This window comes from Cupriavidus sp. SIMBA_020 (assembly GCF_046535395.1).
In the GTDB taxonomy this organism is placed as follows: Bacteria; Pseudomonadota; Gammaproteobacteria; order Burkholderiales; family Burkholderiaceae; genus Cupriavidus; species Cupriavidus campinensis.
This window is the reverse complement of the sequence record NZ_JAWRWU010000014.1, coordinates 117,207-131,510: the sequence shown is the minus strand read 5'-3', so window position 1 is coordinate 131,510 and position 14,304 is coordinate 117,207. Positions and strand designations below refer to the sequence as shown.

Genomic DNA, 14,304 nt, shown 5'->3' with positions numbered 1-14,304 from the left:
CCATGGACAGACGAGAGAGAGCAGGCGATCCCGAAACAGCCCTTCGGGAGGCGTTGGATGGGATGCGCGCGGGGTTGTGGACGGCGTTGCCCGGGATTATTCAGTCGTTCTCGGGCGGTGGCGATTTCCCCCTGACCTGCGCTGTACAGCCTGCAATTAAGGTGCTCGTCCGGCAGCAGGACGGTTCGATCGTCAGCACGCCGCTGCCGATGCTGGTCGATTGCCCCGTGCAGTTTCCATCTGGCGGCAATTGTACGCTGACATTTCCGGTCGCCCCGGGCGACGAATGCCTGGTTGTATTTGCGAACCGGTGCATCGATGCGTGGTGGCAATCGGGCGGCATACAGGAACAGGCGGAGGTCCGCATGCACGACCTCTCGGACGGGTTCGTGCTGCTGGGCTTCCGATCGAAGCCGCGCGCGCTGCCGAACGTCAGCACCACGGCCACGCAATTGCGTTCGGAAAACGGCTCGACGTACATCGAGATGAACCCGGCGCTGCAGAAGGTGAAGATCGTCGCGCCAGGAGGCTTCGACGTCGTTGCCCCCCTGTCGACCTTCTCGGCGGCCGTGACGATCACGGGGCTCCTGACGTTCGTCGGCGGCCTAGTAGGCAGCGCTGTGAGCGGGGCCGCCGCTGTGTTCAACGGGGTGCTGAACGTCATCGGGCAGATCACCGCGAATGGAAAGCGCGTGGACGACACCCACACCCACAACGGCGTGCAGCCGGGCAGCGGCAATAGCGGCAACGTCAACTGAGGATTCCCATGCGGTACCGAAAGCTATCGGCCACTGGAGACTACGTCTTTGGTGGGCAGCATGCCGACTTCTACAAAGACACGCCCGAGGCGGTTGGCCAGGCCGTGCTCACACGGCTTCGCCTGTTGCGCGGGGAATGGTTCCTCGACAAGGCGGAAGGGATGCCGTGGAGCACAGAGGTTCTGGGCAAGTACACCAACGGCACCTACGACGCGGCGATCCGGCAGCGGATCCTGGGCACGCAGGGCGTGCAGCAGATCACGGCGTATTCCAGTTCGCTCGACACCCAGAAGCGGGCGCTGAGCGTGACCGCAACCATCAGCACTATCTACGGCACCACCACCGTTGAGGCGACTCTGTAATGGCAATCACCACGACCGCACCGACGATCGATGCCAGCGGCATCACCGCGCCCACGTACGCCGAAGTGCTGGAATACCTGCAGGACCAGTACCGCGCGATCTACGGGCCTGACGTCTACCTTGAGGCGGACAGCCAGGATGGCCAGCTTCTCGCAGTTTTCGCTTCGGCGATCAACGACGCCAACGCCGTGGCGATCTCGATCTACCGGTCGTTCAGCCCGGCCACGGCGCAGGATGATGCGCTGTCGAGCAACGTGAAGATCAACGGCATTGCCAGGAAGGCGGCTTCGTTCTCGAGCGCCGACCTGGTTGTCGTCGGGCAGGCGGGACGGCCGATCAACAACGGCATCGCCAAGGACACGAACGGCAACAAGTGGGCGCTGCCGGCTTCGATCACCATTCCGCCCAGCGGCCAGATCACGGTGACGGCCACGTGCCAGACGCTCGGGGCGGTATCGGCGGCGGCCGGCACGATCAACCAGATTGGCACGCCGACCCTTGGATGGCAGTCGGTAACCAACCCTGCCGCAGCTGCTGAAGGCGCGCCGATCGAGAGCGACGCAGCACTGCGCCAGCGGCAAACGGTGTCCACGGCGCTGCCGTCCCTGACGGTCCTGGACGGCATCATCGGGGCGGTGTCGAATATCGCAGGCGTCACGCGGCTGGCGGCGTATGAGAACGACACGAACGCGACCGACGCCAATGGAATCCCGGCCCATTCCATCTCGCTGGTGGTCGAGGGGGGCGACGCCACGGCGATTGCCCAGGCCATCGCCGCAAAGAAGACGCCTGGATCTGGGACGTACGGCACGACTGCCATCGTGGTGATCGACGTCTACGGCCGGCCGATCCCGATCAGGTTCTACCGTCCATCGACAGCCAACGTGTCGGTCGCGGTGACCATTAAGGCGCTCTCCGGCTACACATCGGCCGTGGGCGACGCCATCAAGAAGGCCGTCTCCGACTACATCAATGCGGTGGCCATCGGCGGTGGCGAGTCTGGCGCCGTGGAGTGGGCGGACTCGATCACGGCAGCCAACAGCGTGGGGGGCGGCACCGCGTTCAAGCTGACAGCGCTGGCGCTGACTGGCCCCGGCGGCGCCGGCGTGCCCGACGTAGCCCTGGCATTCAACCAGGTCGCCGCGTGCACCCCGGCAGCCGTCACCCTGACGGTGGTGTGATATGGCGGACATCACCAAGTACACCGGCCGGATCACCAGCGAGCACAATCAGCAGCCGGACTTCATGGCCGTGGTCGAGGCGCTGGTCCAGCCGATGGTGGACCTGCAGAATCTGCTGGGCAGCATGCCGGGGAAGTTCGATCTGGACTCTGCCGTGGATGCGCAGCTAGACGACGTCGGGCGCTGGGTTGGGATCTCGCGCAACGTGCCGCTGCCGCTGACCGACGTCTACTTCTCTTTCGACATCGAGGGGCTCGGGTTCGATCAGGGCAACTGGAAGGGCCCCTTCGATCCGGATACCGGGCTGACGCGCCTGGACGACGAGACCTACAGGCTGGTGCTTCGCGCAAAGATCGGCGCAAACCACTGGGACGGCACGCTCGAATCGTCCAAGGAAATCCTCGACTCGATCTTCAACGGCGGCACCTTCGTCTTCATCCAAGACAACCAGGACATGTCGATGACCATCGGCATATCCGGCGTCATCCCCTCGGCGGTTTTTCTGGCGCTGCTTGCCAACGGCCTGATTCCACTGAAGCCCGAAGGGGTGCGCATCAATATCGTCATCGTGACATCGGTAGACGGCGCGCCCATCTTCGGATTCGACATGAGCAATGACCTGGTCGCTGGGTTCGACACCGGCGCCTGGGGTACCCCCCTGTAAAAGGACACTATGGCAAACGACTTTCTAGTTTTCGGCGGCGGTGCTGGCGCCAACGTACTTTCTCAGGCTGCGTACTCTGTCCTGACCGCGCGCAGTGCCGGCTTTTCGTCTGGCGTTGCCCAGTCGGCGCAGCTCAACAAGGTCTGGCGCCAGTCGAGCATCATGGCAGCCGTGCTGGCTCAGTTCATCTCGGACCGGACTGGGCTGGATGTGCTCGACGATGGCACGACCGCAACCATCCTGGCCAATCTGAAGGCCTCGGCCGCTGCGGTGAATGGAGATGCCGCCAAGGCGTTCAGCGTCGCCGCGGCATCCGCAGCGACCCACGCCGTGCGCTATGACCAGGTGATGGGTGTTGGCCAGACGCTACAAGACCTCACGGCCTCGCGCTCGCTGACCACGGTGTACACCAACACGACGACGAAGCCGATCACGCTCGTCATCTCGGTGAACAATGGCGCGGGACAGTCCTCAAACCTCAAGATCAACGGCGTTGACGTTCTGCTGTTGAACAACAACGGCAGCACGGTTACCGTCATCACGGGGACCGCGATAGTCCTGCCGGGCTCCACATACCAGCTCAACGCATCCGGAGGCGGAGTCTACAAGTGGATCGAGATCCGCTAACAAGGAATCAGACATGCAATATTTCCGTGACAACGTCACCGGCGTGCTCTACGCCTTCGAAGACGATGTGCGATGCGAGCAGGACGAAAACGGTGTGTGGCATTTTTACGCGCCTGAAGACGCAAAACCGCTCCCCGCTCCGTACCCCGTTACGCTGCAGCCGACCGAAGACACAACTCCACCCCCGTATGTGCCGACGACCGAAGACAACGTGCGCATGCGCGACATGCTTCTGCGAGTGGCGGCAGAAAGGATTGCGCCGTTGCAGGATGCTGTCGACCTGGGGATCGAGACACCTGACGACGTTGCAGCGCTGAAGGCATGGAAGTCATATCGAGTGGCACTGAACAGGCTCGAGATGAGCCTGTCACCCGTTCAGTGGCCACCGCAACCCACTGGCGACTGATGCCGATCAAGCAGCGGGATCTTTGCGAACATACAAGTGGTCGCCGGATATTTCGGAGACAGTGTCCTTGTGCTTCACGAAGCCCTGTGACTCCATGAACGCCTGCATTTCGGGGGCCAGCGGCTGGCCCTCGTAGAGAGGAACGTTCTCGATCTCCAGCCAGATCGCCTTGACCTGCTGCAGCAGGGCGCCAGCGCCAAGCAGGACCTTCAGTTCAGCGCCCTGGACATCCATGTGGATCAGGTCAATGTGGTCGATACCGCGGGCGTCACAGAAGTTGGCGAGCGTATCGGTCTTGACCTCGATCGCTTGATCGAACTTGAGCCAAGGGTGATGATCGGTGACCTCGCCGGGGGGGAGCAGGGAGCTGGACTTGTTTCCGTAGTCCCAATTTTCGTTGTTCGGCAAATGTTCCGGCGCGCCAGATGACACGTAGAAGGTTGCGGTTCCTCGCTCATCGGATAGCGCGATGGGGAATGCTTCGACCTGCGTTGCGCCATAGGCTGCCACCTGCCGCTTCAGGGTTGCCATGTTTGCCGGCAAAGGCTCGAAGGCGTAGATCCGCGAGTTCGGGAAGCTCCGGGCATAGCGGATGGAGTCTTCGCCCTCGCACGAGCCGATGTCGAAGATCACCAGAGGAGCATCGAGCTGGAATAGTTGTGCCAGCTCCTCGGCGATGGGCAGCGGAGATTGGATATAGGCGTCTCGGGTGATCTGCGGTGCAGGCTCAGCAGCCAGAGGTGCCTCTTCGGGCCGAGTTGCCGCTATGGGCGATTGTGTAGTTCGGGTCTGACCACGTAGTTTTTGCCACAGCCTGTCAAGCATTCTTAGTGCCCCTGATTTCTATTTTGGCAGATTGTAACAGTGGTGTATCCGGCATCCCGCATGTATCTTCGCAGCGACAGTCCTGTGACGACGATGGCACTATTTTCCCCTGGCGGGTAAGTGCTGCGCACTTCGCGTTCCAAGATTTACAAAGTAAGGCGCCGCTGTGAGAAAATCGCCGCCTTCCGATATAAAAAATAAAAATGATTACGAACTTGCAACTGATTCGGGCGTTTGCTGCACTCGGGGTCGTCTTCTATCACACTGCGTTTGTGATCAAAGGCGGGACTCACACCGAGTTTCAGGGGGTCGCGATCTTCTTTGCCCTGAGCGGGTTTTTGATGACCTACCTGGCGCAGGCGGAAGCCAGGGGTGAGAGGTTTTTCGCGCGCCGACTGATTCGGATCGTTCCCTTGTATTGGCTGGTTACGCTCTTCTCAGTGCTGTGGTTTAGCTATGGCCTGGGCAATCTTCCCTACACGGTGCCTCTACTCGCGCATTGGCTGGTGCATGAGCCCAAGCAGATATTGTTCTGGCTTTTGTCCACTCACGGGTTGAATGACTGGGATTTGATCGGCCGTCTCCTCAAGACCTTCTTGTTCGTGCCCTACAGGAATCACGCGGGTGATATGCATCCGATCCTTGGGGTTGGCTGGACTCTCAACCTGGAGATGTTTTTCTATCTAGTGTTCTCGGTCTCGCTCGCAATCGGCAAGCGTTTTGCGCCTGTTATCGCGGTCGCAGTTATCGTTGGTGTGAAGTGGTTGGATCAGTTGGCCGACGGCGCATTTCAAACCTTGCATTTCTACGCCAACGAGTACACTTGGAACTTTGTATTCGGGATCGTGGTGTACTACGTATGGGGCGCTCTTCCGTCTGACCTGACACGCTTCAGGGCACCACTACTGGTATTGTCATTCGCGTTTGCGAGCCTCTTCGTGATTGTCAATGCTGGCTCTCACGAGATGCGACTGGTAATCAATGAGGTGGTGCCTCTGAGATGGCTTCTCTTGGCGATGCCGGCTCTCGTGATTTTTCTGTGTCTGTGCTTGCATTCGGCAGGTGCTCGCGTGACGTCTAAGTTAGCGATCCTTCTTGGAGACGCGTCGTATGCGATTTACCTTGTTCATACCATTCTGATCGAGACAATGCGCCCCCTTGGCGATAGCTGGAGTTGGCTCAGCGCAAGCAAGAGTGTGCCGGGGGTACTGATTGCCATGGTTGGCAGTGTAGTGCTGGGCGTTCTGATTCACCGGTATCTCGAGCGGCCCTTGATGAACGCCTTGCGCTCCAAGAGGAAGGATCAGCCGCTGGACGGTCCGAGTCAAACTCCTTTGCCAGCCTGATTGGCCTAGAACAATTGCCGCCTTAGGGCGGCATTTTTTTTTTGCCCGCCACGAGCGGGCTTTTTCATTTCCGGGGAATTGCATGTCCGAACCAATCAGCGGCGGGGCCGCAGGCGTAGCAGGCTGGAAACTCATCGGCGGTCTGGCCGGTGCAGGGGCGATTGGCGCCGGGCTGGCAGCCATCGTCGTCATGTGTATGACCACGCCGCGCAGCCCGCGCGAGTGGGCGGTGGGCCTGATCAGCACTGTAATGGGCTCGATTGGTGGCGGAGCTGCGGTGATTCAGCACTTTGAACTGCAGGCCTGGGCGCAGACACCGATCGGGCTGGTGGCCATGCTCGGTTTGGTTTTCTCCTGCGGCCTGCCGGGGTGGGCCATCGTTCGCTGGCTGTTCAACTACATCGTCGAGCGGCAGGGCGCCGGCATCGACGACATCGCGGCGGACGTGCGCAAGGGGCTGGGACAATGATCACGCCCGCAATCCTCCGCGCCATCATGCCGGCGGCCGGGCGCCGCGCCGACGTGTTCGCGCTGCCGCTCCTAGACGCAGCCCAGCGCTTCGACATTTCCACGCCGGCTCGACTGGCTGGATGGCTCGCCCAACTTGCGCACGAGTCCGGCCAGTTGCTCTACACACGCGAGATCTGGGGCCCGACGCCCGCGCAACTGCGCTACGAAGGGCGCGCCGACCTCGGAAACACCAAGCCTGGAGACGGCAAGCGATTCATGGGCCGCGGGCTGATTCAGATCACCGGGCGGAAGAATTATCTGCTGTGCGGGCTGGGGCTGAACCTCGACCTGGTGGCCATGCCGGCTCTGCTCGAGCTGCCAGACGCCGCAGCAGCCTCCGCTGGTTGGTACTGGAAGGCGAGGAACCTGAACCGCTTTGCCGATGCCGGCGACTTCGTTGGCCTGACGCGGGCCATTAACGGCGGCACGAACGGGCTGGCGGATCGACGGCAGTTCTGGGCGCGCGCAAAGGTGGCGCTGGGAGTGACAGCATGATCCCGATCCCCAAGAGCATGCCATGGCGCGCGATCGGCGCCGCGCTGCTGGCCGCCGGCATCTTCGCCGCCGGCTGGGCTGCCAACGGCTGGCGCAAGGACGCGGAGATCGGCCGCATGACGACGGCCAGCGCGCAGGCGGATCTGGCCAGCGCCAACCAGGCCCTCGGCGATCTGCGCACCGCGGGCGAGACCATCCGCGCCAAGGCCGACGAGTTCGCCGGCACCCAGACCACTCTCAGCGCCAAGCTCGACGCCATCCGGAAGGACCTGAAGAATGCTCCGAAGCTGCCTGCTGATTGCCGCCCTGACGCTGGCCGGGTGCGCCTCATGTCCGACGCCGTCGACGCGGCCAAGCAAGCCGCCGCCGCTCGATAGCGCACTAGCCGCGCCATGCACGGTCCCGGACGCGCCGGCGGTGGCCGACTATGACGCCTGGCAGGAATGGGTGATGAAGGATCTGCTGGGCGCGCTGGGCGAATGCGCAGCGCGGCACCGAAAGACGGTGGAGGCGTGGCCCAGCTAGCGAAGCAGCTTCTGCCACCACGACCCATATTGAGGGTCATATGGCGCCTTCCAGCCGCTATGAACATTTTCGATAGCGTCTTCCTGGCAAACGCCCTTTGCGATGAGGCGGTGTACCTCGGCATCTGCGGCGTCGCTCTGGAAGATGCGGGTGGTGATCGGCTCGACCTCGGGGCAGGGTGGCGGCCCCTCGACAATGGTCTGCTCCGGGATGAGGTCACAGAACCAGGTTCTGCCGTCGCACTGCCGGCTGGGATCTGCCCTGGACCAATAGGAGAGGAGGCCGAGGACGAGAAATCCCGCGAGGATCAATGCTGCCCGGGTGCTCACGAACCGCCAGAAGAATAAAGTAGCTCCCAACATCGCTATGACGCCCATCCAAATGAATCTCCTTTTCACATGCGGGTGAAAACGGTGGAAACACTAAAGAGTGGCATGAATGAGCGGTTATGCAATCATTCAAACGGGTGAATGAATTTGCTGACGGGCCGTAAGCGTTTGAACCCGCTCCGGTGGCGTCTCGCCGAGCCGCTCACCTTGAATCAGTCAGTGCAGGCGTCTCCGCGCGCAAGGTCACCTCGACGAGCACCATGCCGTCGATGTCAACTTCATACAGCGTGCGACCGCACATCGGGCACGGTGCCTTCGTTGGTACCGTCTCGCCCCGAAGTCCAAGGTGAAACTCTGAGATCTCCACGGTCGTTCCGCAGATGCACCTGACCTCTTCGATGACGTTCATGGTGTTCCCCTTGCAGCGCTGTGCCGCCGCATCGAGGATAGTCCGTTCACCGCTCTCGCGAATCGCCCGAAAGGGCCAGAAGATATTGGATCGTCAGATGCTGAACTGAGGGCATCCCCGTTTGCCAGTCAGGCTACTTCATGACTGGCCAGCCTTGCGCGGGCCCACACGCCGCACTTGCCGATCGGGAGCCCTCAGGATCGAGCCGCCACGCGAGCGGCGCTGGCCGGCAGAGGGGCGGGCGAGACCGCCGCCGAAGCGCGCGGCATGGGCCTTAGCCCTTAATGTTGCGCGGGTCATGGCCGAAGGAGTTCCGCTCGCGGATCTGGCCGTCCCGGCCATGGATGATCAGCTCCACCTTGTCGTTCTTCGCCTTCTCGGTGCCGGCGGCGATGGCCTCTTCCTGGCTTGGGTAGTGCGATGTTGCGCCGTCCGTGCCCTCCACCTCTACGGCCCAGCCATTGCGCTCGGTGGGTACCACGTGGATGTTCGCTGTCATGATCGTCTCCTGAAGTTTGGTCAGGACAGTCTCACGCTGCCGCAGGGCAGAGCGGTATCCGGCGGGCGCCTACAAAGAAAAGCGCCGCGACCAAAACATGGACGCGGCGCAACGATGCAAAAGGGTTGCCGATGTCGGCATCTGAACGATAGGCGGGCGCAGAATTTTCCACATCGCCTGAAAGGGTTAGGAGATTCTGGGAGGTCAGAATCGGCCTGGAGAATAGAAAAGGGACGAGCTGAGCATTGGAGAATCCAGCTCGCCCGAATGCCGGAGCGGGTTCGGCAAACTCTCAATATCGGCGCGCTGAAGGGGGCACTGAAGCTTGACCCCGGACTTTTTTCGCGCGGAACGAAGAAAATTAGTATTTCGCCCCTCAGCCGCTCACTTTTCTTTCGGCAAGGGCCGGTTCGACTTTCGGTAACGCAACGGCCACGTCAGGTCGGGTCGTCAGGCCTGACCGGCTCGGCACGATAGGCGGACCAGAAATAGTGAGAATGTCGGTGGTGGCGAACGCGCTTCTTTTCGATGAAGAGTCGGACCGTGCCGGCAGGGCCGGCGTCAATCACCACCTCATGGTGCGACGGAGTGTCCGCCGTGGCGGTCGGCAGCGTGGCTAGGCCAGAAGCGATGTAGTCGCCTTGGATGCGGCCGAGAATTCCGTGTGCTTGGTTAGGCGTCTCCGAAGGCGCCGGTGACCGGAAGTGGCACTTGGCCGCAAGCTTGTTGCCCATGATCTAGTGTGGAAATACTGTATGGATATACAGTATCGCATCACCCAGGCGCTGGGTCAAAATAGGCGACCCAGACATCTCCATTACAACAGTTCGGCTGTAAATCCCATTTACAACGCATTTGTTGTAGAAGCCGCTGACCAGCAGAGGAAGCACGATGAGCTTTTCGTGGCACTGGACGTGGCACCGGCATTATTCACAAGCCAAAATCTGCTTAGGTAAAGCCGCGAACAAGAACTTTTATGGTTCCTGTCGGCGGGACCATCATCAAGTCCGCAGTGGTTCTCTGAAGTTCTCCGCTTCGCGATAAATCGCGTCAAATCGATGCACTTCAGAACTACATCAAAAGCCCGCGCGAGCGGGCTTTTGCATTCTTCTGTATCAATGCGCTGCCGATCCGCGTATAGTCCGCCCCGCGGGGTGGAGCAGTTGGCAGCTCGTCGGGCTCATAACCCGAAGGTCGCAGGTTCAAGTCCTGCTCCCGCAACCAGATTCGAAAGCCCGCGGGCGCTCCGCGCGCTCCCATTCCGGGTATCTTGGAAGCGCAGACCGCAAAGGCCTGACAAGTCCGTAGCACGGAAAACGAATAAGCCCCGCCGGTTCCAGCCGAGCGGGGCTTTTCATTGGCGCCAGCGATGTTCTGGCCAACCTGCCGGTGCCTGCTCTGCCCGCCGCCTACCCCGGCGTTAGCGCCAAGGGGGCTGGCGGTGCCTTCACCAAACGTTACAGAAGTCACTTTGCGTGGGCGGTATCCTTGCCTCCTTCTACAAGGAAGGATGGGAGAAATGAAGCCTTTGCTGGTGATCGTTGCGGCGTGCGCCGCGCTGTTGAGCGGTTGTGTTGTGGCACCGTATCCCTATGAGGAGCCGGCAGGTGGCCCAGGTTGTCCGCCCGGGCAGGCCAAGAAAGGCAACTGCCGTGTCGATCAATATGGCAACGAGTCATTCTGCCCGCCGGGCAAGGCCAAGAAGGGGCAGTGCTGAATTTGACTTCCCCGCCGGCGTGACCGCCCCATACGAAACAGGCCAGCTTCCCCGAAGCCGGCCTGTTTTGCTTTGGTCGAGCATTTCCGCACGTCCCCATCCTTCCGAGCGTCAGCGCACCGTTTGATGTGGCGGCCGGGCGCCGACCGGCTATGATGTCGCCTGCGCGCCTCCTGCGCGTCGTAGAAATCCTAAAAGACCCGGTTCGCCTTCTTTCGCAAATGCCCCCTGTCAGGTCGTATCACCGCTGGCTGCCGGCGCTGGCCATGTTTGGCGCCATTCACGCCCTGGCTGCCACGCCGGACCCGGCGTTGACCGATACGTCCGGGTGCACCGCGCTGATCGATATCGTCCAGGAAAGCCTGCGGGGTGAGATCGACGTGGCCTGCCCGGTGTCTGACAAGGTGGTCTGCGAATCGAAGAATGGCCAGATCCGGGCGCTGCTCGAGATCATCGACCAGCGTCGCAAGCGCAATGCCGACGAGTGCGACACGCTGGCGCAGGTCAACCGTCTGCTCCGCACGCTGCCGCCGAAGTCCTGATTCCCACCGCCCCTGTCGGGGCTCAGTGGCTCATCTTCGAGAACAGCTGGATCACCGCCACCCCCGCAATGATCAGCCCGATGCCGATCCACGCTGCCAGGTCAGGCACCTGCCGGTACAGCACTGATGCGATCAGCGTCACCAGCACGATCCCCGCCCCGCACCAGATGGCATAGGCCACGCCCACCGGCACGGTCTTCATGACCTGCATCAGCAGCCAGAACGCGGCCACGTAGCCGGCAACCACCAGCACGCTGGGCCAGAAGCGCGTGAAATTCTCGGCCGCCTTGAGGCTGCTGGTGGCGATGACCTCGGCCACGATGGCCAGCGCAAGCAAAAAGTATCCGTTCGACATGGCAGATGATTGACGTCAATGGCAGGCCAAAGGCCGGGCAAAAAGCGGCGCCAGCGGCGCTATGGCACGGTATTATGCGCCGCGCTGCCAGGCGGAATGTGATGTGCCCTCCCTCGCGGTGGTTGTGCAAATGCTCATTGCCGGCTTGAATGGATGCATGCGTATGACGCAAGGGTCGCCCGGGCAGTGCAAAAGAGGCGGTCCAGACAGTCGCGGTGTTAACCCGACCATGCCGGCAACCACAACTAGGCCGGTGGCGGGTGTTGGCTGACGGGTAAAGGGGAGCAGTATGAAGCAGGATCTTGACACCGCAACGGCATGGCCGAAGCCGCATTTCGCCGACATCGAAGGCGCGCCGGACACCTTGCCACCGCATGACGCCACCGAGGGCGTCTGGCAGAACACCATCGCTGCCGCGGACCACGCGCTGGAAGAAGCGAACCGCATCCAGCGGGGCGTCCAGCAACATCTCAAGCTGATGCAGGAAGTGCGCGCGCTGCGCGACGAACTCCACAAGGCCCACGCCGAGGTGGATCGCTACCGGGGCATGCACGCCCGGGTGGTGGTGGGCATGCGCCAGCTGGAAGAGGACAACAACGCGGAAATCGCCCGGCTGCGCGCCGACAACGAAATCCTCCACGTCCGCCACCGGGTCTACAAGCTGCTGGCCGAGCACTACGCACTGGCCGCGCTGCGCATTGATCCCCCACGGTTTGCCGAGCACCGCGACCGCGTGCTGGAACACGTGCTGTTCCAGCGCCGCAAGGGCGTGCCGGTGACGCAGATGGCCGCCTCCGACGTCGCCTTCCTGCTGATGTAAACCCGCTCAGGCAGCCCGCTGGCGCGGGCGCAGCACCGCCAGCGCCAGCATGCCGCCCACCACGCCCCAGAAGGCCGAACCCACCCCGGCCAGCGTCATGCCCGACGCGGTGATCATGAACGTCAGCAGCGCTGACTCGCGCTCCGCTGGCGCCTGCATGGCCACGGTCAGGCCGTTGGCGATGGAACCCAGCAGCGCGAAGGCCGCCACGGCCACCACCAGTGCCTTCGGGAAGGCCGCGAACAGCGCCGCGATGCTGGCCGCCATGATCCCCGCCGCCAGGTAGCCGATGCCGCAGACCACGGCGGCCATGTAGCGGCGGCGCGGGTCGGCGTCGGCCTCGGGGCCGGTGCAGATGGCCGCCGTGATCGCCGCGAGGTTGATGCCATGCGAGCCGAACGGCGCCAGGATGGCCGATGCCACCCCGGTCACCGTGATCAGCGGGCTGGCCGCCACGTGGTAGCCGTCCGCGCGCAGCACGGCCAGCCCGGGAATGTTCTGCGACGCCAGCGCCACGATGAACAACGGCACGCCGATGCTGATAAAGGCCGACAGCGAGAACGCCGGCGTGGTCCATACCGGCAGCGTCACCGCGAATCGGATTTGTTCGAAATGGAGTTGCCCAAGCACGCCAGCCAGCGCCACGCCCACGAGCAGCACGCCCGGTACCGCGTAGCGCGGCCACAGGCGGCGTCCCACTAGATAAGTACCGAACATGGTCAGCAGCAGCACCGTCTGGTGCGCCGCCTGCACGAAGACATCCACGCTGATCCGGAACAGGATGCCCGCCAGCAGGGCCGAGGCGATGCTCGCCGGCAACGCGCGCATCAGCTTGTCGAACCAGCCGGTCAGCCCGGCGGCCGTCATCAGCAGCGCGGCGAGCAGGAAGGCGCCGATGGCCTCGGGGTAGGGCACGCCGGGCAGGCTGGCAATCAGCAGCGCCGCGCCGGGCGTGGACCAGGCCACCACGATCGGCACCCGGGTCATCAGCGACAGCCCCAGCGTGGTCACCCCCATGCCGATGGATAGCGCCCAGATCCATGAGGCGATCTGGGCATCGCTCAGATGCGCCGCCTGCCCGGCCTGGATCATCAGCACCAGCGAGCTGGTGTAGCCGGTGAGCATGGCGATCAGCCCGGCCACCGTCGTGGAAAGGGAAAGGTCGGACAGCTTGAGGGGGGCGGCGGCAGTCATGGTCGATGCGAAGGGGCGGATGGCCGACATCTTCGCATGGATGGGGACGGCGGGGGGCGCGCCGGAACAGCGCACCCCTGGCGGTGCCGGTCGCGCCTGCCGACAAGCTTGATCACCGACACCCCGAGAAATCGCGGCAATCCCTCGTTGCTAGCGGGGCGGTTGAGCCGACATGTTCTGGTGCTGCATCATTTGATTCATCATCATTTGCTGCATACCCATGTACTGGTCCATCATGTATTGCCGCTGCTTCATTTGTTCCGGGGTGAGCTTGGAGTAGTAGCCCCTCATTTGCCCCCATCCCATCATGGGACCACCACCCATCATGTGTCCGCCGCCCATGGGCGTGCCCCCGCAGCACCCCATCATTCCCGGGCCCCTCATGCCATGCATCATGGCCATCGTGGACTGCATGGTCGTGGCGTGCTCCTGAAGTAGCTTCTGACGCTCCTGCGGGTCCTGTGTCATGCGGATCTTGTCCATCTGGTCCTGCATCTTCCGCATGTTTTCCTGAATCTGCGCCGCCTGCTTGTCGAACTCGGCGACATTGGGCTGCTCCGGTTTTGCGGGAGCGCTCTTGGCGGCCGGCGGGTCCTGCTGAGCCAGGGCAGGTGCTACAGGTGCTACAGCGAGTACGGCAGCGGAGAGCACCGCCGCCATGAGTTCCTTTTCCATATGACACCTCCTGTGGGCAAGTGACGGCCAGTTCGCCCCGGAACGCCCGGGCGAAGGCGCGGTGG

21 protein-coding genes and 1 tRNA gene are annotated in these 14,304 nt (G+C 62.5%); 14 read left to right on the top strand and 8 right to left on the bottom strand.

Features of this window, described 5'->3' with window-relative positions; translation table 11 throughout:
• Positions 1-2 precede the first annotated feature (2 nt).
• Genes SB751_RS23115 through SB751_RS23090 form a run of 6 tightly spaced genes read left to right on the top strand, consistent with a single transcriptional unit; the run spans position 3 to position 3,998 of the window.
• The gene (locus SB751_RS23115; RefSeq protein WP_410748586.1) at positions 3-758 is read left to right on the top strand and encodes a Gp138 family membrane-puncturing spike protein; all 756 of its coding nucleotides are present in this window, start codon (positions 3-5) and stop codon (positions 756-758) included.
• A gap of 8 nt (positions 759-766) precedes the next feature.
• Positions 767-1,120, top strand: coding sequence for a hypothetical protein (locus tag SB751_RS23110; RefSeq protein ID WP_410748585.1), 354 nt, complete (start codon positions 767-769; stop codon positions 1,118-1,120).
• Entirely contained in the window at positions 1,120-2,301 is a 1,182-nt protein-coding gene (locus SB751_RS23105; protein ID WP_410748584.1) for a baseplate J/gp47 family protein, read from the top strand. Before SB751_RS23110 ends, SB751_RS23105 begins: the two co-directional genes overlap by 1 nt.
• Before the next feature lies 1 nt (position 2,302).
• Complete coding sequence (locus tag SB751_RS23100; protein WP_410748583.1) at positions 2,303-2,965, top strand: DUF2612 domain-containing protein; 663 nt, start codon at positions 2,303-2,305, stop codon at positions 2,963-2,965.
• Positions 2,966-2,974: 9 nt separating this feature from the next.
• Entirely contained in the window at positions 2,975-3,592 is a 618-nt protein-coding gene (locus SB751_RS23095) for a hypothetical protein (protein WP_410748582.1), read from the top strand.
• Positions 3,593-3,605: 13 nt separating this feature from the next.
• Complete coding sequence (locus SB751_RS23090) at positions 3,606-3,998, top strand: tail fiber assembly protein (protein WP_410748581.1); 393 nt, start codon at positions 3,606-3,608, stop codon at positions 3,996-3,998.
• A 6-nt stretch (positions 3,999-4,004) separates the two neighbouring features.
• Here SB751_RS23090 and SB751_RS23085 read toward each other — a convergent pair whose 3' ends face one another.
• Entirely contained in the window at positions 4,005-4,823 is an 819-nt protein-coding gene (locus tag SB751_RS23085) for an FkbM family methyltransferase (protein WP_410748580.1), read from the bottom strand.
• A gap of 203 nt (positions 4,824-5,026) precedes the next feature.
• Between SB751_RS23085 and SB751_RS23080 the strand changes: the two genes are divergently transcribed.
• The 4 genes from SB751_RS23080 to SB751_RS23065 all read left to right on the top strand — a co-directional run bounded on the left by SB751_RS23080 (position 5,027) and on the right by SB751_RS23065 (position 7,551).
• On the top strand, positions 5,027-6,169 hold the full coding sequence (locus SB751_RS23080) for an acyltransferase family protein (protein ID WP_410748578.1): 1,143 nt from the start codon (positions 5,027-5,029) through the stop codon (positions 6,167-6,169).
• 82 nt (positions 6,170-6,251) lie between these two features.
• Complete coding sequence (locus SB751_RS23075) at positions 6,252-6,638, top strand: hypothetical protein (protein ID WP_410748577.1); 387 nt, start codon at positions 6,252-6,254, stop codon at positions 6,636-6,638.
• Positions 6,635-7,174 (top strand): glycoside hydrolase family 19 protein, encoded by a 540-nt coding sequence (locus tag SB751_RS23070; protein ID WP_410748576.1) that lies wholly within the window; start codon positions 6,635-6,637, stop codon positions 7,172-7,174. Before SB751_RS23075 ends, SB751_RS23070 begins: the two co-directional genes overlap by 4 nt.
• On the top strand, positions 7,171-7,551 hold the full coding sequence (locus SB751_RS23065; protein ID WP_410748575.1) for a hypothetical protein: 381 nt from the start codon (positions 7,171-7,173) through the stop codon (positions 7,549-7,551). The genes SB751_RS23070 and SB751_RS23065 overlap by 4 nt, the downstream gene beginning before the upstream one ends.
• Positions 7,552-7,695: 144 nt before the next feature.
• Here the strand turns inward: SB751_RS23065 and SB751_RS23060 are convergent, their stop codons facing one another.
• The 4 genes from SB751_RS23060 to SB751_RS23045 form a co-directional block, all read right to left on the bottom strand.
• Entirely contained in the window at positions 7,696-8,076 is a 381-nt protein-coding gene (locus SB751_RS23060; RefSeq protein ID WP_410748574.1) for a hypothetical protein, read from the bottom strand.
• A gap of 154 nt (positions 8,077-8,230) precedes the next feature.
• Positions 8,231-8,437 carry a hypothetical protein gene (locus SB751_RS23055; protein ID WP_313817938.1) on the bottom strand — a complete coding sequence of 69 codons (207 nt, stop codon included), beginning with the start codon at positions 8,435-8,437 and terminating at the stop codon, positions 8,231-8,233.
• 274 nt (positions 8,438-8,711) lie between these two features.
• Positions 8,712-8,936 (bottom strand): DUF2188 domain-containing protein, encoded by a 225-nt coding sequence (locus SB751_RS23050; RefSeq protein WP_410748573.1) that lies wholly within the window; start codon positions 8,934-8,936, stop codon positions 8,712-8,714.
• Between the two features lie 437 nt (positions 8,937-9,373).
• Positions 9,374-9,670 (bottom strand): hypothetical protein, encoded by a 297-nt coding sequence (locus SB751_RS23045; protein ID WP_410748572.1) that lies wholly within the window; start codon positions 9,668-9,670, stop codon positions 9,374-9,376.
• 414 nt (positions 9,671-10,084) lie between these two features.
• On the opposite strand from SB751_RS23045, the gene SB751_RS23040 reads away from it, so the two are divergent.
• The 3 genes from SB751_RS23040 (at position 10,085) to SB751_RS23030 (ending at position 11,195) form a co-directional block, all read left to right on the top strand.
• Positions 10,085-10,160 (top strand) — tRNA-Met (locus tag SB751_RS23040).
• A 295-nt stretch (positions 10,161-10,455) separates the two neighbouring features.
• Positions 10,456-10,653: a hypothetical protein gene (locus SB751_RS23035; protein ID WP_144199500.1), complete on the top strand. Its 198-nt coding sequence runs from the start codon at positions 10,456-10,458 to the stop codon at positions 10,651-10,653.
• A 266-nt stretch (positions 10,654-10,919) separates the two neighbouring features.
• The gene (locus tag SB751_RS23030) at positions 10,920-11,195 is read left to right on the top strand and encodes a hypothetical protein (RefSeq protein WP_244844801.1); all 276 of its coding nucleotides are present in this window, start codon (positions 10,920-10,922) and stop codon (positions 11,193-11,195) included.
• A 22-nt stretch (positions 11,196-11,217) separates the two neighbouring features.
• Here SB751_RS23030 and SB751_RS23025 read toward each other — a convergent pair whose 3' ends face one another.
• Positions 11,218-11,550, bottom strand: coding sequence for a DMT family transporter (locus tag SB751_RS23025; protein ID WP_144199496.1), 333 nt, complete (start codon positions 11,548-11,550; stop codon positions 11,218-11,220).
• Positions 11,551-11,839: 289 nt separating this feature from the next.
• Between SB751_RS23025 and SB751_RS23020 the strand changes: the two genes are divergently transcribed.
• A complete protein-coding gene (locus SB751_RS23020; protein WP_211943410.1) occupies positions 11,840-12,370 on the top strand; it encodes a hypothetical protein in 531 nt (176 codons plus the stop codon).
• A gap of 6 nt (positions 12,371-12,376) precedes the next feature.
• Here SB751_RS23020 and SB751_RS23015 read toward each other — a convergent pair whose 3' ends face one another.
• Positions 12,377-13,564 (bottom strand): benzoate/H(+) symporter BenE family transporter, encoded by a 1,188-nt coding sequence (locus tag SB751_RS23015; RefSeq protein WP_211943411.1) that lies wholly within the window; start codon positions 13,562-13,564, stop codon positions 12,377-12,379.
• Between the two features lie 150 nt (positions 13,565-13,714).
• Positions 13,715-14,239: a hypothetical protein gene (locus tag SB751_RS23010; protein ID WP_410748571.1), complete on the bottom strand. Its 525-nt coding sequence runs from the start codon at positions 14,237-14,239 to the stop codon at positions 13,715-13,717.
• Positions 14,240-14,304 lie beyond the last annotated feature (65 nt).

Excerpts from the sequence above, each read along its gene's own strand:
- SB751_RS23115 (WP_410748586.1), top strand. The coding sequence starts at position 3 with ATGGACAGACGAGAGAGAGCAGGCGATCCCGAAACAGCCCTTCGGGAG.
- SB751_RS23110 (WP_410748585.1), top strand. The coding sequence starts at position 767 with ATGCGGTACCGAAAGCTATCGGCCACTGGAGACTACGTCTTTGGTGGG.
- SB751_RS23105 (WP_410748584.1), top strand. The coding sequence starts at position 1,120 with ATGGCAATCACCACGACCGCACCGACGATCGATGCCAGCGGCATCACC.
- SB751_RS23100 (WP_410748583.1), top strand. The coding sequence starts at position 2,303 with ATGGCGGACATCACCAAGTACACCGGCCGGATCACCAGCGAGCACAAT.
- SB751_RS23095 (WP_410748582.1), top strand. The coding sequence starts at position 2,975 with ATGGCAAACGACTTTCTAGTTTTCGGCGGCGGTGCTGGCGCCAACGTA.
- SB751_RS23090 (WP_410748581.1), top strand. The coding sequence starts at position 3,606 with ATGCAATATTTCCGTGACAACGTCACCGGCGTGCTCTACGCCTTCGAA.
- SB751_RS23085 (WP_410748580.1), bottom strand. The coding sequence starts at position 4,823 with ATGCTTGACAGGCTGTGGCAAAAACTACGTGGTCAGACCCGAACTACA.
- SB751_RS23080 (WP_410748578.1), top strand. The coding sequence starts at position 5,027 with ATGATTACGAACTTGCAACTGATTCGGGCGTTTGCTGCACTCGGGGTC.
- SB751_RS23075 (WP_410748577.1), top strand. The coding sequence starts at position 6,252 with ATGTCCGAACCAATCAGCGGCGGGGCCGCAGGCGTAGCAGGCTGGAAA.
- SB751_RS23070 (WP_410748576.1), top strand. The coding sequence starts at position 6,635 with ATGATCACGCCCGCAATCCTCCGCGCCATCATGCCGGCGGCCGGGCGC.
- SB751_RS23065 (WP_410748575.1), top strand. The coding sequence starts at position 7,171 with ATGATCCCGATCCCCAAGAGCATGCCATGGCGCGCGATCGGCGCCGCG.
- SB751_RS23060 (WP_410748574.1), bottom strand. The coding sequence starts at position 8,076 with ATGGGCGTCATAGCGATGTTGGGAGCTACTTTATTCTTCTGGCGGTTC.
- SB751_RS23055 (WP_313817938.1), bottom strand. The coding sequence starts at position 8,437 with ATGAACGTCATCGAAGAGGTCAGGTGCATCTGCGGAACGACCGTGGAG.
- SB751_RS23050 (WP_410748573.1), bottom strand. The coding sequence starts at position 8,936 with ATGACAGCGAACATCCACGTGGTACCCACCGAGCGCAATGGCTGGGCC.
- SB751_RS23045 (WP_410748572.1), bottom strand. The coding sequence starts at position 9,670 with ATGGGCAACAAGCTTGCGGCCAAGTGCCACTTCCGGTCACCGGCGCCT.
- SB751_RS23035 (WP_144199500.1), top strand. The coding sequence starts at position 10,456 with ATGAAGCCTTTGCTGGTGATCGTTGCGGCGTGCGCCGCGCTGTTGAGC.
- SB751_RS23030 (WP_244844801.1), top strand. The coding sequence starts at position 10,920 with ATGTTTGGCGCCATTCACGCCCTGGCTGCCACGCCGGACCCGGCGTTG.
- SB751_RS23025 (WP_144199496.1), bottom strand. The coding sequence starts at position 11,550 with ATGTCGAACGGATACTTTTTGCTTGCGCTGGCCATCGTGGCCGAGGTC.
- SB751_RS23020 (WP_211943410.1), top strand. The coding sequence starts at position 11,840 with ATGAAGCAGGATCTTGACACCGCAACGGCATGGCCGAAGCCGCATTTC.
- SB751_RS23015 (WP_211943411.1), bottom strand. The coding sequence starts at position 13,564 with ATGACTGCCGCCGCCCCCCTCAAGCTGTCCGACCTTTCCCTTTCCACG.
- SB751_RS23010 (WP_410748571.1), bottom strand. The coding sequence starts at position 14,239 with ATGGAAAAGGAACTCATGGCGGCGGTGCTCTCCGCTGCCGTACTCGCT.